Source organism: Burkholderia sp. BC1, from assembly GCF_052683555.1.
In genome coordinates this window covers 25,999-50,312 of the sequence record NZ_JBQYLP010000029.1, presented here as the reverse complement: position 1 = coordinate 50,312, position 24,314 = coordinate 25,999, and the positions used below count along the sequence as shown (strand labels likewise).

Below are 24,314 nucleotides of genomic sequence, written 5' to 3'. Positions count from 1 at the left end.
TCGTCCGTCAGCGCTGCGCCTGCAGCAGCGGCGGACGGCGATCGAACCACGGCCGCGCCTGCTCGAGCTGCCGCGCGAGCTGCAGCAGCAGCGCGTCGTCGCCGTGACGTGCGACGAACTGCACGCCGATCGGCAACCCGCGCGCGTTCCAGTAGAGTGGCACCGACATCGCCGGCTGGCCCGTCAGATTGAACAGCTCGGTGCAGCCGGCCCACGCGAACGCCTTCTGCGATGCCTTCGCAAGCAGCTCGCGCAGCAGCGGCTTCGCGGGCAGCGCGGCCACGAGCTTCATCTGCGCGGCTTCGAGCGGCGTCGGCTGCAGTTCGCCGATCTTCACCGGCGGGCCGGCCAGCGACGCGCACAGCATCGCGTCGTAGCGCGACACGAGACCCGACACCTGCACCGTCAGCTGCCGTTGCCATTCGAGCACGTCCTGCAGCCGCGCACGCGCGAGCCGCCGGCCGACCACGGCCATCGCCCAGGTCGCCGCCTCGAACTCGCCGCGCCGCGGCGTGCGGCCGGTCAGTGCGCGCGCGCCGAGCACGATCTCCTCGGCGATCGTCGCCCACAGCGTCAGGAAGGTTTCGGCCGCGCGCGCGTAGTCGACATGCAGCGTCGCCGGTTCGACGTGATGGCCGAGCGATTCGACGAGCGCGGCCGCGTCGTCGAGCGCCGCGCGCGTGTCGTCGGCGAGCGCCGGCGCGAGCATCGGATCGGTGACGAGGCCGATCCGCAGCGGGCGCGGCGGCGTATCGAGCGCCGCGAGGAAGGTGCCCGGCGCACCGGGCGGCAGCGTCGCGCCGGTCGTCACGTCGAGCAGCAGCGCACTGTCGCGCACGCTGCGCGACACCGCATGATTGACGACGAGATCGCCGTGGGTCGGCAGATCGACGAGCGCCGGATGGCGGCTCGGCTTCAGCCCGAACAGCCCGCAGCACGAGGCGGGAATGCGGATCGAGCCGCCGCCGTCCGATGCATGCGCGAGCGGCACGACGCCGGCCGCGACGGCGGCCGCCGCGCCGCCGCTCGAGCCGCCGCTCGTATGGTCGAGACTCCACGGATTGCGGCACGCGCCGAACAGGTCGGGCTCGGTGTAGGGCATCTGGCCGATCTCCGACGTGTTCGTCTTGCCGAACACGTTGAGCCCGGCCGCACGGCTTTTGGCGATGAACGGCGAATCGTCGCCGGGCACGAAGTAGCGGTAGTGGCGGCTGCCCATCGACAGCGGCAGCCCGGCAACGGCCGCGCCGAGATCCTTCACGAGATACGGGACACCCGCGAACGGTGCGTCGGCGGCTGCCGCGGACGCGGCCGCCGCACGCGTGCGCGCGGCGTCGTAATCCTGCAGCACGATCGCGTTGATCGCGCCGTTGACGGCCTCGGCCCGGCCGATGGCGGCGTCGAGCAGTTCGAGCGGGCTCGCCTGGCGTTCGCGCACGAGCGTCGCGAGGCCGATCGCGTCGTGCGCGAGATAGTCGTCATGCATCGCAGTCACCCCCGTTGTGACGTATGGCGATGGACCAAGCATAACGCGGGCCCGGCACGCGGCGGTGCCGGCCCGCGGCGCGCCGGGCTTACAGGTGCTCGGCGAGGAACGTCAGCGTGCGGCCGTGCGCGAGCGCCGATGCGCGCTGCTGGTACGACGCGCGCTCCGGGCAGTTGAAGCCGTGCTCGGCGCCCGGATAGACGTGAAACGCGGCGTTGTCGCGGCCGGCGAACGCGGCCTTCACCTGCTCGACCGCATCGAGCGGAATCGCGTGGTCGTTTTCGGCGTAATGGAACAGCATCGGCTGCGCGATCTTGCCGGCGAGATCGAGCGCGTTCTGGATGCCGCCGCCGTAATATGCGACCGCCGCGTCGACCTTGCCGGCCGCGGCCGTGCGGTAGGCGAGCTGGCCGCCGAAGCAGTAGCCGATCGCGGCGATCTTGCCGGTCGTTTCGGTGCGTGCGCGCAGCGCGTCGGCGGCCGCGCCGAGATCGGCGACCGCGAGACCGATGTCGGTCTTTTTCATCAGCTCGATGCCCTTGTCGCGATCGGCGCCGTCGTACGTGAGCTCCACGCGCGGCTGCGTGCGCCAGAACACGTCGGGCGCGAGCGCGACGTAGCCGTCGGCCGCGTACTGGTCGGCGACCGCACGAATGTGCGAATTCACGCCGAAGATTTCCTGAATGATGATGACGGCAGGGCCCTTGCCGCGCTTCGGCAGCGCGAGATAGCCGCCGAAGCTGTCGTTACCGGTCGGGATGTCGATCCATTGGGCAGTCACGTTGGAACTCCTGGCAAACGAGGCGCATGCGGCCTCGGGGACGATAGAGGCGGCTTAGTGTGCCACCAATCGCGTGCCGTTGCAGTGCGCGCACCGGTGCGCACCGCGCGCTTCTCGCGCAGCGATCGATTCAATCTCGATTATTCATTTTTCGGCCGCGCGATGCTTCGCTACAGTCGATGCACAGGCTTTTACAAAGCGCTTTCGTGCATCGTTTTCGAAGGATCCGCCATGTCCGCTCGTCCGTTTTCCACTCCGTTCGCCGAACGCTTCGGCTTGCGCCTGCCGCTCGTGCAGGCGCCGATGGTCGGCGCGACCACGGCCGCGATGGTCGCCGCCGCGTCGAACGCCGGCGCGCTCGGCAGCCTCGGCGCCGGCGCGTTCGACCCGGATCGCATCGCCGCCGAAGTCGACGCGATCCGCGCGGCGACCGATCGTCCGTTCGCCATCAACCTGTTCGTGCTGCCCGACACCGCAGCCGATGCGGCGACCGTCGCGCGTGCGCTCGCCGCGATCGATCCGCTGAACGCGGCGCTCGGCCTGCCGCCGGGCTCGGCGCCCGCACGGTACGCGCCCGACTTCCGCGCGCAGCTCGACGCACTCGTCGCACTGCGCGTGCCGGTCGCGAGCTTCACGTTCGGCGTGCTCGACGCGGCCGACGTCGCGCGCCTGAAGGCCGCGGGCACGTACGTGATCGGCACCGCGACGCACGTCGCCGAAGGGCTCGCGTGGCAGGCGGCCGGCGCCGACGCGCTGTCCGCGCAGGGCGCCGAAGCGGGCGGCCATCGCGGCACGTTCATCGGCCCGGCCGAACACGCGCTGATCGGCACGCTCGCGCTCGTGCCGCAACTCGTCGATGCGACCGGGCTGCCGGTGCTCGCGGCAGGCGGCATCATGGACGGCCGCGGGATTGCTGCGGCGCTCGCGCTCGGCGCGCAGGCCGCGCAGCTCGGCACCGCGTTTCTGCCGTGCGCGGAAAGCGCGATCGCGGCGGACTGGAAGGCGCGGCTGCTCGCGTGCGACGACACGTCGACGCAGGTCACGCGCGCGATCACGGGGCGCCACGCACGCGGGCTGCGCAACGCGCTGATGACGCGCCTCGGCGAACGGCTCGACGACGTCGCGCCGTATCCCGTGCAGAACGCGCTCACGCAGCCGCTGCGCCAGGCGGCCGCGCGCGCGAACGACGGCGACTACCTGTCGCTCTGGGCCGGGCAGGGCGCGGCGCTCGCACGGCGGCGCGGCGATGCGCTGACGACCGCGCAACTGGTCGACGCACTCGCGGCCGAGTGGCGCGCGGCGGCCTGAATGCGTTCGTATCGGACGCCGAAACGCGCGTGCCGTCACGCGCGTTTCATTCAATGATCGCGCGCACAAAATACCGATTCGAAAAGGCGCGGAAACGCTTTAAAAGTCCCTTTCAAAAGCCCTCGAGTAATTAGCGGAAACCCTTATCCGGCGGGGCTTCCAGCCGTTTTCGAGCAAGCCCTCCAGTGCGCTCGCGGCGGTAGTGTTACCACTAACTCAAAAAAGTCCCACAAATTAATTTGATCACCTACACTGCGCGCAAGCACGGGCGGGCAGCTGCTAAAAGCGGCTGTTTCACGTGCTTGAGGCCAAGTGCATGAACGATGCAACCGGCGAATCGTCCAGTGATGCAAACACAGGGATGGCAGCGGGGCACCGGGCGATGGCGTTTATTGGGACCGAAACTGGAGACTTACATGAATATCAAGATGCAAAAGCTGTTGCCGATCACCGCGGCGGCGATGCTGTGCGCTGCAGCCGCAAGCAACGCGTCCGCCGATCAAGTCGTCAAGATCGGCCACGTCGCGCCGTTGACGGGCGGCATTGCACACCTGGGCAAGGACAACGAAAACGGTGCACGTCTCGCAGTCGAGGAGATCAACGCGAAGGGACTGACGATCGGCGGCCAGAAAATCACGCTGCAGCTCGACCCGCAGGATGATGCGGCCGACCCGCGTCAGGCGACGCAGGTTGCGCAGAAGCTCGTCGACGACAAGGTCGTCGCGGTGGTCGGCCACCTGAACTCGGGCACGTCGATCCCGGCCTCGAAGATCTACAGCGATGCGGGCATCGTGCAGATCTCGCCGTCGGCGACGAACCCGGCCTACACGCAGCAAGGCTTCAAGACGACGTATCGCGTCGTCGCGACCGACGCGCAGCAGGGCCCGGCACTCGCGAACTACGCGCATTCGAAGGGCATCAAGAGCGTCGCCGTGGTCGACGATTCGACCGCCTACGGTCAGGGCCTCGCGAACGAGTTCGAGAAGAAGGCGAAGGCGCTCGGTCTGAAGGTGGTGTCGCACGACGCGACCAACGACAAGGCGGTCGACTTCCGCGCGATCCTGACGAAGATCAAGGGTGAAAACCCCGACGCGATCATGTACGGCGGCATGGACGCCACCGGCGGCCCGTTCGCGAAGCAGGCGAAGCAGCTCGGCCTGCGCGCGAAGATCTTCGCGGGCGACGGCGTGTGCACGGAAAAGCTGGCCGACCTGGCCGGCGACGCGACCGACAACGTCGTGTGCTCGGAAGCCGGCGCCTCGCTCGAGAAGATGCCGGGCGGCGCCGCGTTCAAGGCGAAGTACGAGAAGCGCTTCGGCCAGCCGATCCAGATCTATGCGCCGTTCACGTATGACGCCGTGTACATCATCGTCGACGCGATGAAGCGCGCGAACTCGACCGATCCGGCGAAGATCGTGGCGGCGATGCCGGCGACGAACTACACGGGCGTGATCGGCACGACGACCTTCGATTCGAAGGGCGACCTGCGGCACGGCGTGATCTCGCTGTACAACTACAAGAGCGGCAAGAAGACGCTGCTCGACGAAGTGAAGATGTAACGCGACAAGCGGTCAACAGCAGGGGTGAAAACGCGCATGCGGCGACGCATGCGCGTTTTCTTTTGTGCGCGCGTGCCGCTCAGATCTTCAGGTGCGCGAGCACCTTCGGCGCGACGATCGCGACGAGCGCCGCGCAAAGCGCGACGACCGACAGGCCGATGGACAGGTTCGCGGCCTGCGCGACCGCGCCGATCACGACCGGCCCGAACAGCAGTCCGAAATACGCGAGGCCGGCGACGTGCGCGAGGCCTTCCGCCGCGTGGATGCCTTTCACGCGCGCGGCGGCGGCGAACAGCACGGGCATCATGTTCGCAAGGCCGAGCCCCATCAGCGTGAAGCCGAGCAGCACGGCCGCCGGGTGCGGCACCAGCAGCGCGCCGATCATCCCCGCGCAGGCGAGCGACGCACTCGCGAACACGAGTTGCGGCGCGCCGAACCGCGCGCGCACCGCGTCGCCGGCGAAGCGCGCGGCGGCCATCCCGCCGGAGAACGCCGCGTACGCGGCGCTTGCCGCAGCGGGACTCGCGGCGACGACGTCGCGCATGTAGACGGTCGCCCAGTCGTACATCGCGCCTTCGGCGATGAGCGCGACGAGTGCGATTCCACCGAGCATCCAGAGCGCGGGCGAGCGCCAGCGGTTGCCGCTGCCGTGCGCTTCGTCGTGATGCGGAACGTGCGGCAGCACGGCCGGGCTCGCCGCGACGAGGACGGCCGCGCAGGTCGCGGCCGCGAGCGCGAGATGCACGGCCGGCGACATCCCGGCCGACAGCAGTGCGCCGCCGGCCGCCGCGCCCGCCATCCCGCCGATGCTGAACATCCCGTGCAGCGACGACATGATCGGCTTGCCGAGCGCGAGCTCGACCGCGCTCGCTTCCGCGTTCATCGCGACGTCGAGCGTCGCCATCGAGAAGCCGAACAGCGCGAGCACGACGAGCAGCATCGGATAATCGGGCACGACGAGGATCAGCGCCGCGCACGCGGACATCACGAGCCCGCCCGCGAGACAGGCGACGCGCGAACCGACGCGCGCGATCCAGCGCGCGATCGTCAGCATCGCGGCGATCGATCCGCCGGCGACCGCGAACAGCGCGATCGACAGCAGCGCGGGGCTCAGCGCGAATTTGTCGCGCACGGTCGGCACGTGCACGCCCCACGACGCGTACATCATGCCGGCAACGAAGAACAGCGCCATCGTCGCGGTGCGCGCACGCTGGCGAACGGGAAGCGACAGCATGCGGTGCGCGTCGGGCGCGGCGGCGAGATCGGAGGAAGATTGGGACACGGAACGCTCGTTGGAAATCTGAATGCGCCGGATGACGGGCGCTCGTCTGATTTGTCCGATTCTATCGAACCGCTTGCGCGCTTGCCGGCCGGTGCCATCCCGCAACGACGCTGCACCGGTTTGGCGCATGACGGCCGCATGGACCGACGGCCGATGTGCGGCACGCGCGGCCGCGAGTAACATCGGAGCGCAGGCGGCGCGCCGACGCGCCGCGCGTTCATCGTGGAGCCATCTTGAACATCGATCCCGCCCTCGCCCTGCATCTGCTGCACCGCTGCGCGCTCGGTACGCTCGCGACCCATGCGCGCGAGCCGCAAGGATTTCCGTATCCGACCGTCGTGCCGTTCGCGCCCGACGCCGGCCACCGGCCCGTGATTCTCGTCAGCGCGCTTGCCGAGCACACGCGCAACCTCGTCGCCGATCCGCGTGCGGGATTCCTGGTCGTCGATGCGCGCGACGGCGACGTGCTGAACGCCGAGCGCGCGACGCTGCTCGGCCGCTTCGTCCCGCTCGACGACGATCCGCACCTCGCCGCGCGCTACTGCCGCTACGAGCCCGACGCCGCGCGCTATCTCGCGCTCGGCGACTTCACGTTCCGGGCGCTGGAGGTCGAGCGGCTGCGCTATATCGGCGGCTTCGGCCGCATGGGCTGGGTCGAGGGCACGGACCTCGACACGCTGCCGCCGCTGTCGTTCGACGACGAGCAGGAACTGTGGGCCGCATACGAAGCCGGCTCCGAGCGTCGCGACGGGCTGGACCTGCTCGGTGTGGACCGTTACGGCGCCGACTGGCGATACGAAGGACGCCGGATCCGGACGCCGTTCGACATGCCGCAGACCGACGTGCGCGCCCTGCGCGAACGGCTGCTCGACTGCGCACGAAATGCGGCGTGATGTCGCGGCGTCGCCGGCCGGCGACGCGGTGCGACGATTTTCCGAAATTGTCGCCGGATGAAAGTTTTGATTTTTACGCATGTCGGGTAATTGCGTATGTTGATAGACCGAATGGACAACCGGTAATGTCCTAATCTCGACACCAGTTCGTAACATTTTGAGAAAGTTCGTAGCCGGTCAAAATGACGGGCCTGAATTACAATCGACATCGGGATTTTCATGAATCCCTCTTCTCTCAATTCTTTTTTGTGCTAATCTCTGCCTTCAAAATCCGAGGCACATATATTTCATGAGTGGTGAGCCGGCTGCAGACCGGCGCCATTGGTCAGATCGAAAGGAAAACTATGTCTTCTTACAAGGACCTGCTGGCCCAGCGGGAGAAGCTGGAGAAGCAAATCGAAGAAGCGAAGGCGCGTGAATACGCCGAAGTACTCAATGACGTGAAGCAGAAAATCGCCGACTACGGCTTTTCGCTCGCGGAACTCGGCCTGAGCCGCGCGAAGGCCGGCAAGGTCGGCCGCCCGCGCGCCGGTGTGGCGGCAAAATATCGCGATCCGGAATCGGGCGCGACGTGGTCGGGCCGCGGCAAGCCGCCGCGCTGGATCGCCGGCAAGAATCGCGAACAGTTTGCGATTTAAACACGCGCTTACATCGCTCATTCAAGCAGAAGAGCCGCGTGCCGTTGAGGCGCGCGGCTCTTTTGTTTTCAAGGCGCCCCGCGGCGGCAGCGGCTGTCGCGATTTGTAACAAAAGTGTCACAAAGCGGCGTGAATGAAAATGCGATGCGTTCGCATAAGCAATTGATTTAAATGAGAAATTTCGTGTTATCGAGATATGGGGCGGGTCGCGTTTGATAGAATCACGTATCCACACCGATATCTCGTATTCCATGTCTACCTTTACCGGCGACGCGCAAAGTGCGGATAAGCACGCGGTCGCGCGCAAGAGCACCTTCGTCAGTATCGTGCTGAATGTCGTACTGGCGACATTTCAGATCGCGGTCGGCGTGATTGCACATTCGCAGGCATTGATTGCCGACGGCGTGCACTCGATTTCCGATTTGATCTCCGATTTTGTCGTGCTGGTTGCGAATCGGCACAGCGGGGCCGTGCCCGATGCCGACCACAATTACGGACACAGTCGCTACGAGACCGTCGCGTCGCTGTTTCTCGGCGCGATCCTGATCGCGGTCGGAATCGGCATGTTATGGCGCGGCGGCGAGCGCCTCGTGCATCTCGAGACGATTCCGCCCGTGCATTTTTCCGCGCTGCTCGTCGCGCTGACGGTGCTCGTGTCGAAGGAAGCGCTATTCCGCTACATGCTGCGCGAAGCGCGGCGCGTGCGCTCCGCGATGCTCGTCGCGAATGCGTGGCATGCGCGTTCGGATGCCGCGTCGTCGCTCGTCGTCGCGGTCGGCATCGTCGGCAGCCTGTTCGGCTTCCGGCTGCTCGACCCGATCGCGGCCGCGATCGTCGGCTTCATGGTCGCGCGCATGGGCTGGACGTTCGGCTATGACGCGCTGCAGGACCTGTCCGATCGCGCGCTGAGCCTGGCGGAGACCGCCGAGATCCGCGCGCTGCTCGCGGCGACGCCCGGCGTGCGCGACGTGCACGACCTGCGCACGCGCAAGATGGGCGACGCGGCGCTCGTCGACGCGCATATCCTCGTCGATCCGATGATCTCCGTGTCGGAAGGCCACTACATCGCCGAAACGGCGCGCGCGCGCGTGCTCGCCGATCCGCGCGTGCTCGACGCGCTGATTCACGTCGATCCGGAGAACGACGCGGCACGCCGCCCCGCGCTCGCGCTGCCGCCGCGCGACGAAATCGCGACGCGGCTCGACGCGGCGCTCGCGCAGCGCGGGCTGCGCGCCACCGCGATCAATCTGCATTACCTGAGTACGGGCCTCGAAATCGACGTGACGCTGCCTGCGGAGACAGGCTCCGACGCGGCGCTCGCCGACAAGCTCGACATCGACGCGCTGAAGCGCCAGTTCGGCGCGCGCCGCATCGGCTTCACGCGCGCGCTGCCGGCGCACGCATGAACGACGGGCCGCGCGGCGCGGCGCTGCGCGCGGCCCGCTCGCCGGTCAAAGCGGCAGCTGCGTATCGAACTTGATTTCGCGCAGCACGACGCTCGTGCGGACCTGCGAGACGGCGGGAATCTTGAAGATGCGTTCGTGCAGGAACACGTCGTAGGCCTTGATGTCGGGCGCGACGATCTTGAGGATGTAGTCGGCTTCGCCGGTCGTGCTGTAGCACTCGGTGACTTCCGGGCAGGTCGAGATCTCGCGCTCGAACTGCTCGACGCCGCCCTCGTTGTGGCGCGTCAGATGCACGTGCGCGAGCGCGCAGACGTGCAGCCCGAGCTTCTCGCGATCGAGGAGCGCGGTGTAGCGCTGGATCACGCCCGACTGTTCCATGTCCTTGATGCGGCGCCAGCACGGTGTGCTCGACAGGCCGACCTGGTCGGAGATTTCCTGCACGGAGCGGCGCGCGTCGAGCTGCAACAGGCGAAGGATTTTTTGCGAAAAGGAATCGAGCGTCACCTGCGCCTCCATGCGGCAGCTACAACACGCTGAATGTTAGAGGGCCGCGAAAGGAAAGGCAATCTGATGTGCCGTCGGTGAGCGAGATTCCCTAATTTGTCCGCGGATCCGTGGGAGATCGTCCCGCGCCCGCGTCGTCGGACCGATCGGTGTCCGATACGGCGAGGCCTGCGAGCGCGGCCTGCTGCCGGCGCAGGTCGGCCAGCATGTTGCAGAACAGCGCGCCTTGCTCGATCGCGTCGTCGAGCGCGACGTGCGTGTGCGGATGATCGTCGAACCAGTGCTTCGGAAAGCGCGGCTTGATCGCCTTGCGGTACGGCAGCCCCGTCATCGCGAACGCGAGCGTCTTGATGTCGAGGGCCGACCACGAGAACGGGCAGCGTCCCGCGAAGCGCATCATGTACCAGAACATGAACGTGAAGTCGAAGCCGGCCGGCATCGCGACGAACACAGGTTTGCCGGGCAGCGCCTCGACCCATTCGACATACGCGACCAGCGCCGTCTCCGGCGCCTGCAGGTTCTGCCGGCACGCGGCCCAGGCGTCGGGCTCGGTCTTCCACCACGCTTCCTGCACGGGATGCGCGTGCGCGCCGGGCAGCGTCTCGAGGTTCGCCGAGAAGGTGGCGATCAGCTGTTTGTCTTCCGTATAGGCGGCCGACGCGAAGCTCAGCATCGAGTGCGGGCCGGGGATCGGGCCGTCCGCTTCGACGTCGGTGCTGACGTAGATTTCGGGAATCGCGGTCTGGTTCATCCGAACACCTTGTCCGACACGAACGGATTCGTGCGGCGCTCGTCGCCGAACGTCGACACGGGGCCGTGGCCCGGCACGAACGTCACGTCGTCGCCGAGCGGCCACAGCTTCTCCTTGATCGAGCGGACGAGGTCCGCATGATTGCCGCGCGGGAAATCGGTGCGGCCGATCGAGCCCGCGAACAGCACGTCGCCGACGATCGCGACGCGATGCGCGCGACTGAAGAACACGACGTGGCCCGGCGTATGGCCCGGGCAGTGGTAGACCTCGAGCGTCTCGTCGCCGAACTGCACGGTGTCGCCGTCGTTCAGCCAGCGATCGGGCTCGAACGCTTCCGCGGCCGGGAAGCCGAAGCGCTCGCTCTGCGTCGGCAGCTTCTCGATCCAGAAGCGCTCGTCTTCCTGCGGCCCTTCGATCGGCACGCCGTAGTGCGTCGCGAGCGTCTTTGCGCCCGCGCAGTGATCGATGTGCCCGTGCGTGAGTAGCACCTTGTCGACCTGCACGTTCTGCCGCGCGATCTCCTGTTCGATCCGTTCGAGGTCGCCGCCCGGATCGACGACGGCGGCGCGGCCCGTCTTCTCGCAGACGAGCAGCGAGCAGTTCTGCTGGAACGGCGTGACCGGAATGAGCGTGACTTTCATGGAAGCACCGGCGGCTAAAAGGATCGATTCTACCGGTCGGGCGCGTGTGCTGCCGGCCGCGCGGCGCCGTGCACGACCGTTGTTCGGGCAATCCCGCAGCATCCCGATTGTTACCGCCATAGCGAGAATCAATGGTCCGCCCGGGGCGCTTTTCGAGATGCGTTTTTGATTTATGTATAATGCGGCCCATTGCGCGTGAATTTCACGCAATTCGCTGGTGTTCCGGCCCCGTCAGAGAGGGGCGTCGGGTTCACCGTCAAGCATCAGCCGCCGGGGGTTTCCGGCGGTGTATCCAGCACCGTGCATTCGGTGCTCACGTCTTGTCCGGCCGGGCGCTGCGCGCCCGCCTGCGGCCTTGCTGCCGCGCCGCCGGACGGGGCCTGTGCCGCCGTTCCTGTGCGTCATCGTATCGACGCGCGCGAACGTGAAAGCCATGTTCGATGGCGGCATGTGGGGTCTGGTCAGGCTGCCGGGGACAGGTTGCGCCAGACGTGAAAGCTAATCAGGACGGTTGCGGCACAGACGAAAGCCGCGCCCATGCAAGCCGCCCGCTCGCGCTCGAGCGGGACGTGCACGCATTTGCCGTCCGGGCCGCGTATCCGCGTCGCGAAACAGCGTCAGGAACAGGCGGCCCGAACCAGAAGGCGACACGTCGATGAATTTACGACTTCCGAATCGATTCGGGACCATTGCTTTATTTTTTGCGCTCGCGGGCTGTGCGGTGCCACCCAGCCAGACCACCGGGAGCGCGTCGCAGAAGAACGCGGTCGACAAGACGGCCGCGGCCGCAAAAGCGGACGATCAGCAACCGCTCAATTTCGATTCCGCGCTGGCATCGATGCCGGCCACCGGCAGCGACGACGCGAAGAAATCGTCGCTGGCCGACGCCGAGCCGATCGACGGCAAGGACGTCTCCGATTTCCGCCAGACCGGGCGCGCATCGTGGTACGGGAAGGGCTTCCACGGCCGCCGCACGGCGAACGGCGAGCGCTTCAACATGAACGCGTTCACGGCCGCACACCGTACGCTGCCGCTGTCGTCGTACATCAAGGTGACGAACGCGTCGAACGGCAAGTGGGTCGTCGTGAAGGTCAACGATCGCGGGCCGTTCAAGCGCGGCCGCGTGCTCGACCTCTCGTATGCGGCCGCGAAGGTGATCGGCCTCGTGCATGCCGGCACCGGCCGCGTGAAGATCGAAGGGCTCTCGCCGCAGGAAGCGCGCGAGGCGCGCGACGAGATGCTCGCGTCGATCTCGTCGAAGTAACGTCGCGGAGCGTTTCCGCATGCAGAAGGGCTGCCGCCGGCAGCCCTTCGTCATTGATGCGCGGTGCGTGTGCGCCCGCCGTCAACCTTCCTTCAGCGCCAGTGCGCGCGCATACAGCGCGTTGCGCGACGCGCCCGTCAGCGCGGCCGCGAGCTTCGCCGCGCTCTTCACCGGCACTTCTTCCAGCAGCAGCCTGAGCAGCGCGTCGTGCGCGGTGTCGTCCGCGTCGTCGCGTGCGGCCGGCGCGCCTTCGACGACCAGCACGAATTCGCCGCGCTGCCGGTTCGCATCGCCAGCGAGCCAGCTCTGTCCTTCGGCCAGCGTGCCGGCGAACAGCTGCTCGTGTAGCTTCGTCAGTTCGCGCGCGATCAGCAGCCGGCGCGCGGGGCCGAACGCGTCGGCGAGCGCGTCGACCGTTTCCGCGATCCGGTGCGGCGCTTCGTAAAACACCAGCGCGTACGGATGCGACGCGAGCGCCTGCAGCGCGGCCGCGCGCTGCTTCGCCTTCGGCGGCAGGAAGCCCGCGAACGTGAACGCGCCGGCCCAGTCGCCCGCCACGCTGAGCGCCGTCACGGCCGCGCTCGCGCCGGGCAGCGGAATCACCGCGAAGCCGGCGGCGCGCACGGCGTCGACGAGCCGCGCGCCGGGGTCCGAGATGCCGGGCGTGCCGGCGTCCGATACGTACGCGATGCGCTCGCCGGCGCGCAGCAGCTCGATCACGCGCAGCGCGGCTTCGCGCTCGTTGTGTTCGTGCACGGCGACGAGCGGCTTCGAGATGCCGTAGCGCGCGAGCAGCTGGCCTGTGTTGCGCGTGTCTTCGGCGGCGATGCGGTCGACGAGGCCGAGCACGTGCAGCGCGCGCAGCGTGATGTCGGCGACGTTGCCGATCGGCGTCGCGACGACGTAGAGGGCGGCTTCCGGGTAGTGCTGCGTGTGCGCGAGTTCGAGGAGGGCAGTCATGGCAGGCAATGCGCGCGATCGCCGCGCAAGCGGAACAAGGACGGCATTGTGCCACGCGCGCGCCGCGCGGCCGGACGACGCGTGCGCGGCCGACAACTTTTCCGGCGCGGCGCGATCCAAGCCGATCGGCGCCGCGTTCGAGTTGCGCGCGCGGCAGTTCCTCGCGCGCCGCGGGCTCGCGTTCGTCGCGGCGAACGTGACGATGCGCGGCGGCGAACTCGATCTCGTGATGCGCGACGCCGACCGCACGCTCGTGTTCGTCGAAGTGCGCGCGCGACGCAGCACGCGGCACGGCGGCGCGGCCGCGAGCGTCGGTGCGCGCAAGCGGCAGCGGCTCGTCGCGGCCGCGCTGCGCTTCTGGGCGCATCACGATCCGGCTGCCGCGTGCCGCTTCGACGTGATCGCGTTCGAGGCCGGGCGGCTCGTCTGGCTGCGCGATGCATTTCGTGCCGACGATGCGTAGCCGCGAGCTGTGACGAGATGTAAAGAGTTCTTGCCGGACCGCGGGACACGGTGCCGGAGTACGGTAAACTCGCCGCACTCACGATGTGTCGCGCGACGTGCCGAAGCGTGCTGCGCGCCCAGTTCACCAGGAATCGATGTCAGTCGAACGTATTCAGCAACATTTCCGCGACAGCGCCGCGCTTCATGCGGAAGCCGCCGACGCGCTGTCGCTGCCGATCGCAGCCGCGGTCGACGCGATGTTCGCCGCGCTGGCGAACGGCAACAAGATCGTCGCGTGCGGCGACGGCCCGTCGGCCGCCGCAGCGCACTACCTCGCCGTGTCGCTGGTCGGCGGGTTCGAGCGCGAGCGCCCGGGCCTGCCCGCGATCGCGCTCGGCACCGATGCGTCGCAGGCCGGCCTCGCCGGCGCGGCGGCCGCCGATCAACTGTTCGCGCAACAGGTGCGCGTGCTCGGGCAGACCGGCGACATCCTGCTGGTGCTCGATGCGGGCGGCGCGTCGCCGCGCGTGCTCGCCGCGATCGACGAAGCGCACGAGCGCGAGATGACCGTCGTCGCGCTGACGGGCGGCAGCGGCCATGCAGTCGCGGCCGCGCTGTCCGACACCGATATTGCGATCAGCGTGCCCGCCGTCCGGGCGGCGCGCATTCACGAAGTCCATCTGCTGACCATCCACTGCCTGTGCGACGGCATCGACGCGATGCTGCTGGGTGAGGATTGAACGAAGGAGAGCCGTCGATGAATCAAAGCCGCGTCAAACAGACGCTCGTCAGAACCACGCTGCTCGCCGCGCTGACGGCGGGGCTCGCCGTGTCGCTGCAGGGCTGCGTGCTCGGGGTGGTCGGTGCGGCAGCCGGCGGCGGCGCGCTGATCGCGACCGACCGCCGCACGCTCGGCGCGCAGACCGAGGATCGCGAGATCCAGGTCAAGGCGCTCACGCAGATCAACAACGGGCTGCCCGATCAGTCGCACGTGAACGTGACGGTGTTCAACCGCCGCGTGCTGCTGACCGGCGAAGTGCCGAACGATGCATCGAAGCAGCGCGCCGAGGAGATCGTGCGCGGCATCAACAACGTGAACGGGATCGTCAACGAGCTGTCGGTCGAGCCGGCTGCGTCGCTGTCGTCGCGCGCGAACGACTCGTATCTCGAAGGGCGCGTGAAGTCCGAGCTGATCGCGACGAAGGGCATCTCGGCGAACAACTACAAGGTCGTCAGCGAGCGCGGCAACATCTATCTGATGGGCCTCGTGACGGTCGACGAAGGCAATCGCGGCGCCGAGGCGGCGAGCCAGGTGCCCGGCGTCGAGAAGGTCGTGAAGGTATTCCAGTACATCAAGCTGCAGGATGCGCAGGCGCTGCAGGCCGCGGCGCCGAGCGACGCGTCGGGCGCGCAGGCGGCGGCCGCGCCGGCCGACGCGGCGACCGTCGGCGCGGTGCCCGATGCGTCGGTGCAGTCCACGCCGCTGCAGCCGCCCGCGCCGATCTCGAATTCGTCGGGCGTGCATCCCGGCAACCCGAAGGCGACGCCGCAATGAGCGCTGCGCCGAAGAAGTCGTTCAGGCAGGTGGCGCGCCGCATCGTGCAGGGCGCCGTGGCGGCGTCGCTCGTCGGTGCGTGGGGCGCAAGCGCGTACGCGCAGGTCGGCGACGGGCTCAGGGTCGCGCGCAGCAACGCGTGCCTCGGCTGTCACGCGGTCGACCGCAAGCTCGTCGGCCCGTCGTTCAAGGACATCGCCGCGCGCTACAAGGGCGATCCGCAGGCCGTCGCGAAGCTGTCGAAGAAGGTGAAGGACGGCGGCTCGGGCGTCTGGGGCGCGATTCCGATGCCCGCGCACCCGCGGATGAGCGATGCCGATCTGCGCTCGGTCGTCGAATGGGTGCTGGCCGGCGCGCCGCAAAAGTGAGGTGCGGCGGGCCGCCGCGCGCGACTTTGCGCGGGCGCAAGCGCTTGGGGGCAACCCTATTGCCAAGCGCGGAAATGCGTGTGTATGATGACGGTTTGTTGGGGCGGTAGCTCAGCTGGGAGAGCGTCGCGTTCGCAATGCGAAGGTCGGGAGTTCGATCCTCCTCCGCTCCACCATATTCAAAGCCCAACCCTTCTCGGTTGGGCTTTTTCACATCTGGGCTTCCCCAGGCTGTGCGCGGTTTCCGTCGATTCTGCGTGTGCCACAGGTCCCGGCAGGCCAGCCACAAGGCGCCTACTGTCCCGCCCAGTTTGACCCTTTTCCGCTCTCGGTTCTCAAAAAATATCCGAGAACTTCGCCAGCCGAGCACACGCAGAAACCCTTTCGTGACAGGCGCTTGCCATTGATGTGCTGCACCGGGTTTGACGCATGGACCACCTACCGCCAATAGTCAAACCCGATTACCTCACGGCGGAGATCATCAGCCCTTGGGCGGGTACGGATCATTGCCGTAGCTGTTGCGCTCCCGGATGCGACCGTTCTCGCCATGAATCAGCACTTCGCTGCGCTGGTTGATGGCGATGTCGCGGGCGGCACGTTCGGCCTCGGACTGGGTGCGGTGATGCGAGGTGTCTCGCTGGTTGCCTGCGCCGCGCACAGCCCAGCCGTCGTCGCGTTTCACTACATGTTGGTTTTTGCCGGCCATATTCAAAATCCTTTCAAGGTTGGGTGGAAGGTGTAAATCGAGTGGGAGGAGAAATCTGTTCAGTCACCCCCTTTCCAAAATCACGAAGTCAGGCTTGAGCCAGTAGTGCCCTTTGTCGTCCTTGTCGACGAATGTGGCGTAGACCTGCTTGTGGCGTTTGAAAATGTCTGCCGTCCGGAAGCTGGCACCAGGTTCAAGGCCCAGCCCCACGGCAATGTGCCGTTTGTGCACTTCGTCGCCATCCGCGTCCTCCAGTATCTTCAGGAAGAGATACACCTGCGGTGAGAGATTGATCGGCTTACCATCGATCAGCGCCACGCGCTGGGTGTGCATCAGTCGCAGGGACGTCTCCGTCGATTCCTGCACCGGTGCTGGGCGGGTCAGATATGCTTCAAGGTTCTCGATCACCAGGCCGGATTTGCGGATGTGGGCAATGGCCCGCAGCGGCACCAACAGGCGATCGCCCAAGGCGGTACCGAGCAAGGACGCAGGCTCTCCCGCCGTGATGATCACCTCAGCGCCGGGCGCCACCAATTGCGCCAGCTTGGCGGCCACTGGATCGGACATCGCGCTCAGGCGACGTCCAAAGAAAACCGTATGCCGCCGGCGCCGATGTTCGAACTCACCCAGCCGCCACAAGACGTTGTCGACGATCGGTTCGACGGTATAACGCGGTGCCAACCCCAATCCTGCTGACAACCACTTGGCCAGCTTCTGCGGTTGCACGTGCCAAAAGTGCGCCTGTTGATTCGCCAGTCCGACCCAACCGCATTCCGGGCAGTAGCCGCGATAGGGTTGCGAATCTGGCGCGGTGTGTGGCTGCGGCCGCATGGCCTCGGTGCCGCACTCCGGGCAGAGGATGTCCAGTGCCCGCTCGCGGCTGACGGCGATGGCGTCCAGGGCCAGCAGATGGCCATAGAACCTGGGCCGGCTCGAAAGCCAGACCGCGTCGGGGGAGATCAGCATGTCTTCACGCTCGAGCAGGCGGCAGATCTCGGCCAGCCCCTGGTCGTTCATGACCGCGACCGCCTCATTCATGCATGACTCCTTCGGCTTCCTCCGCCAGCTTGGCCGTCGCGGGTGACTGCATGACACCCAGTGCGCGCAGCAGCGATTCCACCAGCCGGGCGTCAGCCTCTTCCATGTCCCGCAGATTGCTAATCCCGCTTTGCTTGAGATCGATGTGCAGCACCCGGCTGGCTTTTCCCGGCTGCAGCGGCTCGAAGTACAGCGAGACAACGGCGTCGATGATGTTGAAGCCTTGTCCCATCAGGATGGGACTGATTTGCTGAGCAGCGAGACAGGCCAGCACATCGGGCGCGTCTTTCTCCCCCGGCGGCTTGATCTGGTAGTCGCAGATCGGGGGATGGATGGCCCGCACTTTCGCCTGTGACAAACGGATGCGCTCAACCCGGTGTGCCGCCAGGTCACATTCGCTGTCATCGAAAAGCTCGAAGCCATCCCGCAGACGGTTCAGTAAAAACATCGGCTTCTCGATGTCCTGGGGCTGCAGCACCTGCTTGAATACATGCTTGCCGAGGTGCTCCAGCAAGGTCTGCTGTGTCTTTGCACCACCGGGCGCCAGCACATCAATCACCCCGCTGGCCGGGTAGATGACGACATCCATGGCCATGGGTGGTCGGACGTCACGCCAGTGTGCCCGGTTGTCGTCGCCAAATTCCAGCTGACGCTGGGCGTTGTCCTCAATGAGGATGCCCAGTTGCACGCCACCATCCAGATGCCGGTCCAGGGTGTCGATCTGACAGGCGCGCGGCGTCCCCTTGCGCGGCGTGAATGCGGTGGCCAGTGCCACCTCGAGGGAGCGAATGTCTTCCTGGCCACGGAACAGCGCATCGACGGGCGGCACCTGCAAGCGTTTCCACCCACGCTTGCCAATGCGCAGGCTCACCGCGTAGATGGCCTCGGCCGTGGCGAACAGGTCAGGCCAGTTGGCCATGACCCACAAGGCCCGCTCGGCATCACTGGAGAACTTCGTGAAATCCTCATGGATCGCGGAGTCCGGTGGGGCGGTGTTGCGCAGGGCATCGACACCACGCCCGTTGGCCAAGTCGTGCACGCGCCGCATCTCGGCGTACAACACCTCTCGTTGGATGGTAGGCAGGGCATCGATGATCTCAGCAACGGCATTGACCAGCTTGTCGTCGACAAGATCGGCGGGTAGTTCCAACTTGCGAGACTGCAGGTAGAACTTCCAGGCGTGCGCTGGCACTTGGCGGATCAGTTGACGGTAGTTGAAGGCGGCCATCTTATTTTTCCTTTTTGCTGGGCCGCCGTGCCGATGACTTCTTGTGTGCGCGAGAGGCCTGGGTTGGTTACACTGTTCTCAACACCGTATTGCACAACAAAGCAAAATGTATTTGTTCGCTATATCGGGTGTTTGATGGAATTTAACGGTGGATGATTGTGTTGTCAAGCCGGTGCGGATTCGTTCGAAATAACGTAATATCTCGGTCTGTGCAAAACGCTACCCGTCCCCTGTTCGCGTGGGGCTGAGAGAACACAGGAGAAACCGTGGCAACCCCACTGGGTGACAAAATTCGCAGACTGCGCCGTGAGCAGAAGTTGAGTCTCGACGCACTGGCCGCCGCAGCCGGCATGAGCAAGAGCTATCTGTGGGAGTTGGAGAACAACGACGATGCCAACCCCACCATGGAAAAACTGGCCAGCATCGCCGCTGTCCTGAACGTCACGCCAGAGTTCCTGGCGCACAACGAGCTGGCAGACCAGCCGGAGGACGCCTTCGACAAGGCGTTCTTCCGCAACTACAAGACGCTAAAGCCCGAGACCAAGCATCAGCTCCTTGAGATCCTGAAGACCCTCAAGAAAACCCAAGGATGAGTGCCCCGCCCAACAAGCCGGCGCCTTGGGCCAACCGGCTGAACAAGCTCTTGGATCAGTTTCACGCCGTCCATGGAGGCGACCGATTCCCGGTCGATGTGGAAGCGCTGATTCGGGAAGTGCCGGGTACTTTCCAGACCGGCGAGCCGATCACCATTCAGGGCGAGGCAATGGACCCGGAGTTCGAGGGGGCGCTGTTCAACCTGAATGCCGATGCGCCGGGCAAGGGCAACTGGGCCATCATCTACAACCAGGCGATCAGCTCACCGGGGCGAATCCGCTTCACGCTGGCACACGAGCTGGGGCATTACCTGGTGCATCGCCATCTGCAGACGTCTTTCAACTGCAGCGAGGTGGACACCACTCAGTGGGACAGCGACGAGCGAAAGATTGAGTCCGAAGCGAACACCTTTGCGTCGTACCTGCTGATGCCTGCCGACGATTATCGTCGGCAGATCCAGGGGACGGCCATCGATCTGGATGTGCTCGGCGCGTGTGCGGATCGGTATGGCGTTTCCATGACGTCGGCTATCCTCAAGTGGCTGGAGCTCACGCCCCAGCGTGCGGTGCTGGTCATGTCGCAGAACGGGATCGTTCAGTGGGCTTGCGGCAGTGAGTCTGGCAAGTGGCTCTCCATGCATCTGAACAAACGGCTGGCCAACGGTCAGCGACGGGCACTGCCTGCCAGGAGTGCGACCCGATTGGACACCGACACCAACGTCGATCGGCTGGGCACGCCGATCGATGCGCGCATCTGGTTTCCGCAGGAGCCCGAGGGCATGGTGGCGAGGGAGATGCGCATCGCGTCGGATTTCTACCGTCAAACGATGACGCTGCTGATCCTGCCGCCCGAGGTCAAGCCCTGGGAGCGAGACAAGATGGACGATGACGACGATGGCCTTGAAAACACCTTCGATCGTTTCGTGCGTAACGGTCAGCCGCCAGTGCGCTGACGACATGCCAGCCGAGCTGACTGACTTTTGTCACCAGCACGCGACCTTCGGAAAACATTCGCCCTTGTTCGCAACTGCCCGCAACGGGCCGTAATTTCCTGCTCGGAATTCTGGCGACCTGCCGGTGAAATGGTGGCAGTTTTTCATCACGAAAGCCTGCCATGTCACATATCGAACATCACTCCAAATCTACCAGCCGCGATACCCGTGAGCTTGGCCGATCCCCTTGTCAGGAAATCGCGCAGCTGCTGGCCGCCGGCATTCTCCGGGCACGTACAGGCGCAGCGCTGGCAAGCCCATGTCAGCATGAAGCCACGGCTGGCGACATTCCGCTTGGCTTCACTAGCCACCAGCGCGTTCATACGAACCCGTCTCAACAAGAAGGAGTTTCCGTATGACGACACACGCAAGCCAAGAAACCGTGGCTGCACGGCTGGCGCAACTGCCCTACCTGCCGATGGAAAACCTCTGGGCGCTCTGGGATCAACACTTTGATCGTCGCCCTGGCCACCATCACCGCACCTGGCTGGAAAGCCGGCTGGCCTACAAGATTCAGGAGGAGGCATTTGGCCCCATGTCCACATCGCTCAAGCGTCGACTGGAAAAAATCGGTGAAACCGGCGAGGTGCCCAACCAGAAGCGCAGAGCAGAAAACCAGCTGGCGCCGGGTGCCACCCTGGTCCGCGAATACAACGGCATTGCCCATCAGGTCAAAGTCCTGGACGATGGGCGTTTCGAATACCAGGCCCGTGCCTACAAAAGCTTGTCTGGAGTGGCCAAGGCCATTACTGGTACAGCCTGGTCCGGGCCGGCCTTCTTCGGATTGCGCCAGCCGTCCAAGCGGGGGGCGTCCGCATGAGAAAACCCGCCCTTTATCCCAATACGCAAGCGCCAGCGATCACGCCCAAGCGGCGCTGTGCGGTCTACACCCGAAAGTCCACCGATGAAGGCTTGGACATGGAATACAACAGCCTGGAGGCGCAGCGTGATGCGGGGCTTGCCTACATTGCCAGCCAGCGCCATGAAGGCTGGATCGCTGTGGCCGATGGTTATGACGATGGCGGCTTCTCGGGTGGCAATATGGAGCGGCCCGCGCTGCGCCGATTGATGGACGATATCGAGGACGGAAAGATCGACATCGTCGTTGTCTACAAAATCGACCGCCTCACGCGCAGCCTGCCAGACTTCGCGCGACTGGTGGAAGTCTTTGATCGGCACGGAGTCTCGTTCGTGTCTGTGACCCAGCAGTTCAACACCACGACGTCGATGGGACGCCTGACGCTCAACATTCTGCTGTCCTTTGCCCAGTTTGAACGTGAGGTCACCGGCGAGCGCATCCGCGACAAGATTGCCGCCAGCAAGGCCAAGGGGATGTGGATGGGCGGCGTGCCTCCCATGGGCTATGACGTCAAGGATCGCAAGCTGGTCGTCAACGAAAGGGAGGCGGCGCTGGTGCGCGAGATTTTCATGCGTTACGCCGAGCATGGATCGGCCGCACGTCTGGTGCGCGAGTTGCAGGTCGAAGGGCACACGACAAAATCCTGGGAGACCCAGACCGGAAAGTTTCACCACGGTCGGATCATTGATCAGCAGTACCTGTTCAAGCTGCTGCGCAATCGCCTGTACCTGGGTGAGATCACGCACAAGGGCGAGGTTTTCAAAGGCCAACACCAGCCCATCATCTCGGCGGCGCAATGGGAGGCGGTCGACGCCATCATTGCGCAACGCAAGCGCAGCACGACCCGTGACCGCTACAACGAGACGCCGGCGCTGCTGGCGGGATTCCTCTATGCCCCCGACGGCCAGCGCATGCTGCCTACATACACGCAGAAGAAAAACGGCAAGCGATACCACTACTACGTTCCCTACCTGGAAAAGCGCCAGACCGCTGGTGCATCACGCATCCCTGGCCAGCGCAGCATGGGGCCCATGCCGGCCGCTGAAATCGAATCAGCTGTGCTGATGCAGGTCCTGCGCGTGTTGCAGGAGCCCGAGATGATCATCGGCGTGTGGCGCGAAGTGCTGGCAATGCAGGAGCAACCCGGACTCGATGAAGCCATGATCGTGGTGGCCATGCGCAGTATCGGTGACATCTGGGCGCAGATGTTTCCGGTGGAGCAGCACCGCATCATGCGGCTGCTGATCGAGCGTGTGCAACTGCACCCGAATGGCCTCGACATTGTCTGGCGTGAAGACGGATGGCACCGATTCCGGCGTGAACTGGCACAGCACCCCTTTGTGGTGGAGCAGAAAGATGCGCCCGCCATGGGGCGCCTCGGCCATGATGAAGAGGTGATGGCATGAGCCAATCCGCCCCGCAACGCTGCAAGATCGAGATATCCGTGTCGGGTCCGTCGCGTGAATACCAGAGCCAGGGCTCGGCGGTGACCTTCGTCCCCTTGACCATCAAGCGTCGTCACACCCGAAAACTGCTGATTGCACCCCCTGGTCAGGAAGATGCCAAGGTCCGATCGTCATTTGACCTGCCCATGATCCGCACGATCGGCAAGGCCTTCTACTGGCAAAAGCTGCTCGACAGCGGTGAGGTCGCCAATGCCACCGAACTGGCGCGGCAATTGAAGCTGGAGCCCGGCTGGGTCGCGGAAGTATTGCGGCTAACGCGCCTGGCACCCGACATCGTGCAGGCCATCCTGGATGGGCGGCAGCCGCGCCACCTCAATCTTCACGCGATCCGGGGCCGGCAGGCGGACGTTCCAGTGGACTGGGAGGAGCAGCGACGGTTGCTGGGGTTTCGGCCGATGGCCTGATCACGGCAGAAACAGGTTCTCTTGACCTTCGGCCCCTCATCTGTCCGCCTGCGCCCACTGCAGGCGTTTTTTTCATCTGGATGCTGGCACGGGCAGCAATTGCCTGATCTGCCCACCTTTTGCGTCCACCTTGCCCACCGGTTTGCCCACCCCCTGAATCCCAAACTGCACTCACGTTTTCGCAATCACCTGAAAGGAGATCAACGTGAGTGTCAAACACCTGAATCAGCGCCAACTGGCTGAGCGCTGGAATGTCGCGGAGGCCACGCTTGAGCGCTGGCGATCCGCCGGTATCGGGCCTGTGTACCTGAAATTGCAGGGCCGCGTCCTCTACCGCGTCGAGGACATCGAAGAGTACGAGGCGAGGAGTCTGCACAGCAGCACGTCGTCGCGTGTGATGGCAGGAGGTGTGGCATGAACCTGCGCCATCTGCCCTCTCAGCATGAAGATGTGCTGTCCATCCCGGTGACCGAACTGGCCGCGTTCGATGCCCGCAGCCTGTTCCAGCTGAAGACGCTGGTCGCCGACCGCCTGGCCACTGCCAAGGCTGAAGTCGATCACATCGAACACGCCCTGAACTTGAAGTATGCCGAGCGCGCTAAGCATCTGCGCATGGTCGCAGGCAAAGACAGCGGTGTGGTGCATTTCGACGATGGCGAGGTGCGCATCACGGCCGACCTGCCCAAGAAAGTCGAATGGGATCAGGCGCTGCTGGCCAACCTGGAGGCACGCATTGCTGCCAACGGCGACAACCCCCGCGAATTTATCGACATCAGCTATCGCGTCTCAGAGACCAAGTTCTCCGCCTGGGCCAGTGCCCTGCGCGAGCAATTCATTCCCGCACGAACCGTGAAGGTGGGCAAGCCCAGCTTCCGTCTCGCCCTGCTTTCGGAGTAGTCACCATGTTCAAAAACCTCATCGAATCCCTGCGCAAAAAAACCTTGTCCCTGTCGGACCTGCCGGAAACCATCCGCGTCCCGGGCCACGCCGGGCAGACCGACATCGACCGCCTTCCCCTCGATCAGGCATCCGTCGATGACCTGGCCTTCGCTATCCAGGGCCTGGAAGCCCGCTCGTCTGAGATCTCCTGCCAGTTGCATTCCTTGCGCCGCCTGCACGATCTGGCCCGCGCCCGGGGCGCGCTCGGCACGGACAAGGTCACAGAGATCTTTGGTGGGGAGGTTTGAT

29 protein-coding genes and 1 tRNA gene are annotated in these 24,314 nt (G+C 65.5%); 19 read left to right on the top strand and 11 right to left on the bottom strand.

All coding sequences use genetic code 11. The features are described 5' to 3' along the window. Positions 1-7: 7 nt before the first annotated feature. Both ACSHSS_RS16315 and ACSHSS_RS16310 read right to left on the bottom strand, forming a co-directional pair. A complete protein-coding gene (locus ACSHSS_RS16315; protein WP_261513463.1) occupies positions 8-1,486 on the bottom strand; it encodes an amidase in 1,479 nt (492 codons plus the stop codon). Between the two features lie 88 nt (positions 1,487-1,574). Beyond that, a complete protein-coding gene (locus tag ACSHSS_RS16310; protein WP_212160910.1) occupies positions 1,575-2,267 on the bottom strand; it encodes a dienelactone hydrolase family protein in 693 nt (230 codons plus the stop codon). A gap of 231 nt (positions 2,268-2,498) precedes the next feature. On the opposite strand from ACSHSS_RS16310, the gene ACSHSS_RS16305 reads away from it, so the two are divergent. Together ACSHSS_RS16305 and ACSHSS_RS16300 are read left to right on the top strand one after the other, a co-directional pair. Beyond that, entirely contained in the window at positions 2,499-3,575 is a 1,077-nt protein-coding gene (locus ACSHSS_RS16305) for an NAD(P)H-dependent flavin oxidoreductase (protein ID WP_039226281.1), read from the top strand. A 416-nt stretch (positions 3,576-3,991) separates the two neighbouring features. After that, on the top strand, positions 3,992-5,134 hold the full coding sequence (locus tag ACSHSS_RS16300) for a branched-chain amino acid ABC transporter substrate-binding protein (RefSeq protein WP_006401372.1): 1,143 nt from the start codon (positions 3,992-3,994) through the stop codon (positions 5,132-5,134). A 79-nt stretch (positions 5,135-5,213) separates the two neighbouring features. On the opposite strand, the gene ACSHSS_RS16295 is transcribed toward ACSHSS_RS16300, so the two are convergent. Next, the gene (locus ACSHSS_RS16295; RefSeq protein WP_261513496.1) at positions 5,214-6,368 is read right to left on the bottom strand and encodes an MFS transporter; all 1,155 of its coding nucleotides are present in this window, start codon (positions 6,366-6,368) and stop codon (positions 5,214-5,216) included. A 281-nt stretch (positions 6,369-6,649) separates the two neighbouring features. On the opposite strand from ACSHSS_RS16295, the gene ACSHSS_RS16290 reads away from it, so the two are divergent. The 3 genes from ACSHSS_RS16290 to ACSHSS_RS16280 all read left to right on the top strand — a co-directional run bounded on the left by ACSHSS_RS16290 (position 6,650) and on the right by ACSHSS_RS16280 (position 9,353). After that, the gene (locus ACSHSS_RS16290) at positions 6,650-7,309 is read left to right on the top strand and encodes a HugZ family pyridoxamine 5'-phosphate oxidase (RefSeq protein ID WP_060039093.1); all 660 of its coding nucleotides are present in this window, start codon (positions 6,650-6,652) and stop codon (positions 7,307-7,309) included. A gap of 344 nt (positions 7,310-7,653) precedes the next feature. Beyond that, positions 7,654-7,947, top strand: a complete 294-nt coding sequence (locus ACSHSS_RS16285; RefSeq protein WP_006412866.1) for an H-NS histone family protein — start codon at positions 7,654-7,656, stop codon at positions 7,945-7,947. Positions 7,948-8,198: 251 nt separating this feature from the next. Next, positions 8,199-9,353 (top strand): cation diffusion facilitator family transporter, encoded by a 1,155-nt coding sequence (locus ACSHSS_RS16280; protein ID WP_217061427.1) that lies wholly within the window; start codon positions 8,199-8,201, stop codon positions 9,351-9,353. Positions 9,354-9,398: 45 nt separating this feature from the next. Here ACSHSS_RS16280 and ACSHSS_RS16275 read toward each other — a convergent pair whose 3' ends face one another. The 3 genes from ACSHSS_RS16275 to ACSHSS_RS16265 form a co-directional block, all read right to left on the bottom strand. Then, the gene (locus tag ACSHSS_RS16275; RefSeq protein ID WP_011882933.1) at positions 9,399-9,869 is read right to left on the bottom strand and encodes an Lrp/AsnC family transcriptional regulator; all 471 of its coding nucleotides are present in this window, start codon (positions 9,867-9,869) and stop codon (positions 9,399-9,401) included. Between the two features lie 79 nt (positions 9,870-9,948). Next, positions 9,949-10,608 (bottom strand): hypothetical protein, encoded by a 660-nt coding sequence (locus tag ACSHSS_RS16270; protein WP_006401366.1) that lies wholly within the window; start codon positions 10,606-10,608, stop codon positions 9,949-9,951. Continuing rightward, a complete protein-coding gene (locus ACSHSS_RS16265) occupies positions 10,605-11,249 on the bottom strand; it encodes an MBL fold metallo-hydrolase (protein ID WP_006401365.1) in 645 nt (214 codons plus the stop codon). Before ACSHSS_RS16265 ends, ACSHSS_RS16270 begins: the two co-directional genes overlap by 4 nt. Before the next feature lie 655 nt (positions 11,250-11,904). Here ACSHSS_RS16265 and ACSHSS_RS16260 point away from each other — a divergent pair. Beyond that, positions 11,905-12,513 carry a septal ring lytic transglycosylase RlpA family protein gene (locus ACSHSS_RS16260; RefSeq protein ID WP_006401362.1) on the top strand — a complete coding sequence of 203 codons (609 nt, stop codon included), beginning with the start codon at positions 11,905-11,907 and terminating at the stop codon, positions 12,511-12,513. An 81-nt stretch (positions 12,514-12,594) separates the two neighbouring features. Here the strand turns inward: ACSHSS_RS16260 and rsmI are convergent, their stop codons facing one another. Further along, positions 12,595-13,473, bottom strand: a complete 879-nt coding sequence (gene rsmI / locus ACSHSS_RS16255; RefSeq protein WP_217061429.1) for a 16S rRNA (cytidine(1402)-2'-O)-methyltransferase — start codon at positions 13,471-13,473, stop codon at positions 12,595-12,597. Between the two features lie 46 nt (positions 13,474-13,519). Between rsmI and ACSHSS_RS16250 the strand changes: the two genes are divergently transcribed. The 5 genes from ACSHSS_RS16250 (at position 13,520) to ACSHSS_RS16230 (ending at position 16,016) form a co-directional block, all read left to right on the top strand. Beyond that, positions 13,520-13,936 carry a YraN family protein gene (locus tag ACSHSS_RS16250; protein WP_170935255.1) on the top strand — a complete coding sequence of 139 codons (417 nt, stop codon included), beginning with the start codon at positions 13,520-13,522 and terminating at the stop codon, positions 13,934-13,936. A 136-nt stretch (positions 13,937-14,072) separates the two neighbouring features. After that, positions 14,073-14,657 carry an SIS domain-containing protein gene (locus ACSHSS_RS16245; RefSeq protein WP_105809385.1) on the top strand — a complete coding sequence of 195 codons (585 nt, stop codon included), beginning with the start codon at positions 14,073-14,075 and terminating at the stop codon, positions 14,655-14,657. Positions 14,658-14,674: 17 nt separating this feature from the next. Next, the gene (locus ACSHSS_RS16240) at positions 14,675-15,472 is read left to right on the top strand and encodes a BON domain-containing protein (protein WP_253577635.1); all 798 of its coding nucleotides are present in this window, start codon (positions 14,675-14,677) and stop codon (positions 15,470-15,472) included. Beyond that, on the top strand, positions 15,469-15,840 hold the full coding sequence (locus ACSHSS_RS16235) for a c-type cytochrome (protein ID WP_253577637.1): 372 nt from the start codon (positions 15,469-15,471) through the stop codon (positions 15,838-15,840). Before ACSHSS_RS16240 ends, ACSHSS_RS16235 begins: the two co-directional genes overlap by 4 nt. Positions 15,841-15,940: 100 nt before the next feature. Continuing rightward, positions 15,941-16,016, top strand: a tRNA-Ala gene (locus ACSHSS_RS16230). A gap of 305 nt (positions 16,017-16,321) precedes the next feature. On the opposite strand, the gene ACSHSS_RS16225 is transcribed toward ACSHSS_RS16230, so the two are convergent. From ACSHSS_RS16225 to ACSHSS_RS16215, 3 genes are all read right to left on the bottom strand, one after another. Continuing rightward, the gene (locus ACSHSS_RS16225) at positions 16,322-16,546 is read right to left on the bottom strand and encodes a DUF2188 domain-containing protein (RefSeq protein WP_445545237.1); all 225 of its coding nucleotides are present in this window, start codon (positions 16,544-16,546) and stop codon (positions 16,322-16,324) included. A gap of 63 nt (positions 16,547-16,609) precedes the next feature. Then, positions 16,610-17,584, bottom strand: coding sequence for a hypothetical protein (locus ACSHSS_RS16220; protein ID WP_445545236.1), 975 nt, complete (start codon positions 17,582-17,584; stop codon positions 16,610-16,612). After that, positions 17,577-18,812 carry a hypothetical protein gene (locus ACSHSS_RS16215; protein ID WP_445545235.1) on the bottom strand — a complete coding sequence of 412 codons (1,236 nt, stop codon included), beginning with the start codon at positions 18,810-18,812 and terminating at the stop codon, positions 17,577-17,579. The genes ACSHSS_RS16220 and ACSHSS_RS16215 overlap by 8 nt, the downstream gene beginning before the upstream one ends. 266 nt (positions 18,813-19,078) lie before the next feature. Here ACSHSS_RS16215 and ACSHSS_RS16210 point away from each other — a divergent pair, with 266 nt between their 5' ends. Both ACSHSS_RS16210 and ACSHSS_RS16205 read left to right on the top strand, forming a co-directional pair. Then, positions 19,079-19,405, top strand: a complete 327-nt coding sequence (locus ACSHSS_RS16210; protein WP_056929737.1) for a helix-turn-helix domain-containing protein — start codon at positions 19,079-19,081, stop codon at positions 19,403-19,405. Continuing rightward, entirely contained in the window at positions 19,402-20,358 is a 957-nt protein-coding gene (locus tag ACSHSS_RS16205; protein ID WP_445545234.1) for an ImmA/IrrE family metallo-endopeptidase, read from the top strand. The genes ACSHSS_RS16210 and ACSHSS_RS16205 overlap by 4 nt, the downstream gene beginning before the upstream one ends. 164 nt (positions 20,359-20,522) lie before the next feature. On the opposite strand, the gene ACSHSS_RS16200 is transcribed toward ACSHSS_RS16205, so the two are convergent. Next, positions 20,523-20,720, bottom strand: a complete 198-nt coding sequence (locus tag ACSHSS_RS16200; RefSeq protein WP_445545233.1) for a hypothetical protein — start codon at positions 20,718-20,720, stop codon at positions 20,523-20,525. A 32-nt stretch (positions 20,721-20,752) separates the two neighbouring features. Here ACSHSS_RS16200 and ACSHSS_RS16195 point away from each other — a divergent pair, with 32 nt between their 5' ends. From ACSHSS_RS16195 to ACSHSS_RS16170, 6 genes are all read left to right on the top strand, one after another. Continuing rightward, complete coding sequence (locus tag ACSHSS_RS16195) at positions 20,753-21,217, top strand: DUF2924 domain-containing protein (RefSeq protein WP_102776423.1); 465 nt, start codon at positions 20,753-20,755, stop codon at positions 21,215-21,217. Continuing rightward, positions 21,214-22,662: a recombinase family protein gene (locus tag ACSHSS_RS16190; RefSeq protein WP_445545232.1), complete on the top strand. Its 1,449-nt coding sequence runs from the start codon at positions 21,214-21,216 to the stop codon at positions 22,660-22,662. Before ACSHSS_RS16195 ends, ACSHSS_RS16190 begins: the two co-directional genes overlap by 4 nt. Then, positions 22,659-23,126, top strand: a complete 468-nt coding sequence (locus ACSHSS_RS16185; RefSeq protein WP_445545231.1) for a hypothetical protein — start codon at positions 22,659-22,661, stop codon at positions 23,124-23,126. The genes ACSHSS_RS16190 and ACSHSS_RS16185 overlap by 4 nt, the downstream gene beginning before the upstream one ends. Positions 23,127-23,331: 205 nt before the next feature. After that, positions 23,332-23,544: a helix-turn-helix domain-containing protein gene (locus ACSHSS_RS16180; protein WP_011886417.1), complete on the top strand. Its 213-nt coding sequence runs from the start codon at positions 23,332-23,334 to the stop codon at positions 23,542-23,544. Then, positions 23,541-24,023 (top strand): hypothetical protein, encoded by a 483-nt coding sequence (locus ACSHSS_RS16175; RefSeq protein ID WP_102776403.1) that lies wholly within the window; start codon positions 23,541-23,543, stop codon positions 24,021-24,023. The genes ACSHSS_RS16180 and ACSHSS_RS16175 overlap by 4 nt, the downstream gene beginning before the upstream one ends. 5 nt (positions 24,024-24,028) lie before the next feature. Beyond that, a complete protein-coding gene (locus ACSHSS_RS16170) occupies positions 24,029-24,313 on the top strand; it encodes a hypothetical protein (protein ID WP_011886415.1) in 285 nt (94 codons plus the stop codon). The last annotated feature ends 1 nt before the right edge of the window (position 24,314 follow it).

Coding starts and splice junctions, on each gene's coding strand:
- ACSHSS_RS16315 (WP_261513463.1), bottom strand. CDS start 1,486: ATGCATGACGACTATCTCGCGCACGACGCGATCGGCCTCGCGACGCTC.
- ACSHSS_RS16305 (WP_039226281.1), top strand. CDS start 2,499: ATGTCCGCTCGTCCGTTTTCCACTCCGTTCGCCGAACGCTTCGGCTTG.
- ACSHSS_RS16300 (WP_006401372.1), top strand. CDS start 3,992: ATGAATATCAAGATGCAAAAGCTGTTGCCGATCACCGCGGCGGCGATG.
- ACSHSS_RS16295 (WP_261513496.1), bottom strand. CDS start 6,368: ATGCTGTCGCTTCCCGTTCGCCAGCGTGCGCGCACCGCGACGATGGCG.
- ACSHSS_RS16285 (WP_006412866.1), top strand. CDS start 7,654: ATGTCTTCTTACAAGGACCTGCTGGCCCAGCGGGAGAAGCTGGAGAAG.
- ACSHSS_RS16280 (WP_217061427.1), top strand. CDS start 8,199: ATGTCTACCTTTACCGGCGACGCGCAAAGTGCGGATAAGCACGCGGTC.
- ACSHSS_RS16275 (WP_011882933.1), bottom strand. CDS start 9,869: ATGGAGGCGCAGGTGACGCTCGATTCCTTTTCGCAAAAAATCCTTCGC.
- ACSHSS_RS16270 (WP_006401366.1), bottom strand. CDS start 10,608: ATGAACCAGACCGCGATTCCCGAAATCTACGTCAGCACCGACGTCGAA.
- ACSHSS_RS16265 (WP_006401365.1), bottom strand. CDS start 11,249: ATGAAAGTCACGCTCATTCCGGTCACGCCGTTCCAGCAGAACTGCTCG.
- ACSHSS_RS16260 (WP_006401362.1), top strand. CDS start 11,905: ATGAATTTACGACTTCCGAATCGATTCGGGACCATTGCTTTATTTTTT.
- rsmI (WP_217061429.1), bottom strand. CDS start 13,473: ATGACTGCCCTCCTCGAACTCGCGCACACGCAGCACTACCCGGAAGCC.
- ACSHSS_RS16245 (WP_105809385.1), top strand. CDS start 14,073: ATGTCAGTCGAACGTATTCAGCAACATTTCCGCGACAGCGCCGCGCTT.
- ACSHSS_RS16240 (WP_253577635.1), top strand. CDS start 14,675: ATGAATCAAAGCCGCGTCAAACAGACGCTCGTCAGAACCACGCTGCTC.
- ACSHSS_RS16235 (WP_253577637.1), top strand. CDS start 15,469: ATGAGCGCTGCGCCGAAGAAGTCGTTCAGGCAGGTGGCGCGCCGCATC.
- ACSHSS_RS16225 (WP_445545237.1), bottom strand. CDS start 16,546: ATGGCCGGCAAAAACCAACATGTAGTGAAACGCGACGACGGCTGGGCT.
- ACSHSS_RS16220 (WP_445545236.1), bottom strand. CDS start 17,584: ATGAATGAGGCGGTCGCGGTCATGAACGACCAGGGGCTGGCCGAGATC.
- ACSHSS_RS16215 (WP_445545235.1), bottom strand. CDS start 18,812: ATGGCCGCCTTCAACTACCGTCAACTGATCCGCCAAGTGCCAGCGCAC.
- ACSHSS_RS16205 (WP_445545234.1), top strand. CDS start 19,402: ATGAGTGCCCCGCCCAACAAGCCGGCGCCTTGGGCCAACCGGCTGAAC.
- ACSHSS_RS16200 (WP_445545233.1), bottom strand. CDS start 20,720: ATGAACGCGCTGGTGGCTAGTGAAGCCAAGCGGAATGTCGCCAGCCGT.
- ACSHSS_RS16195 (WP_102776423.1), top strand. CDS start 20,753: ATGACGACACACGCAAGCCAAGAAACCGTGGCTGCACGGCTGGCGCAA.
- ACSHSS_RS16190 (WP_445545232.1), top strand. CDS start 21,214: ATGAGAAAACCCGCCCTTTATCCCAATACGCAAGCGCCAGCGATCACG.
- ACSHSS_RS16185 (WP_445545231.1), top strand. CDS start 22,659: ATGAGCCAATCCGCCCCGCAACGCTGCAAGATCGAGATATCCGTGTCG.
- ACSHSS_RS16175 (WP_102776403.1), top strand. CDS start 23,541: ATGAACCTGCGCCATCTGCCCTCTCAGCATGAAGATGTGCTGTCCATC.
- ACSHSS_RS16170 (WP_011886415.1), top strand. CDS start 24,029: ATGTTCAAAAACCTCATCGAATCCCTGCGCAAAAAAACCTTGTCCCTG.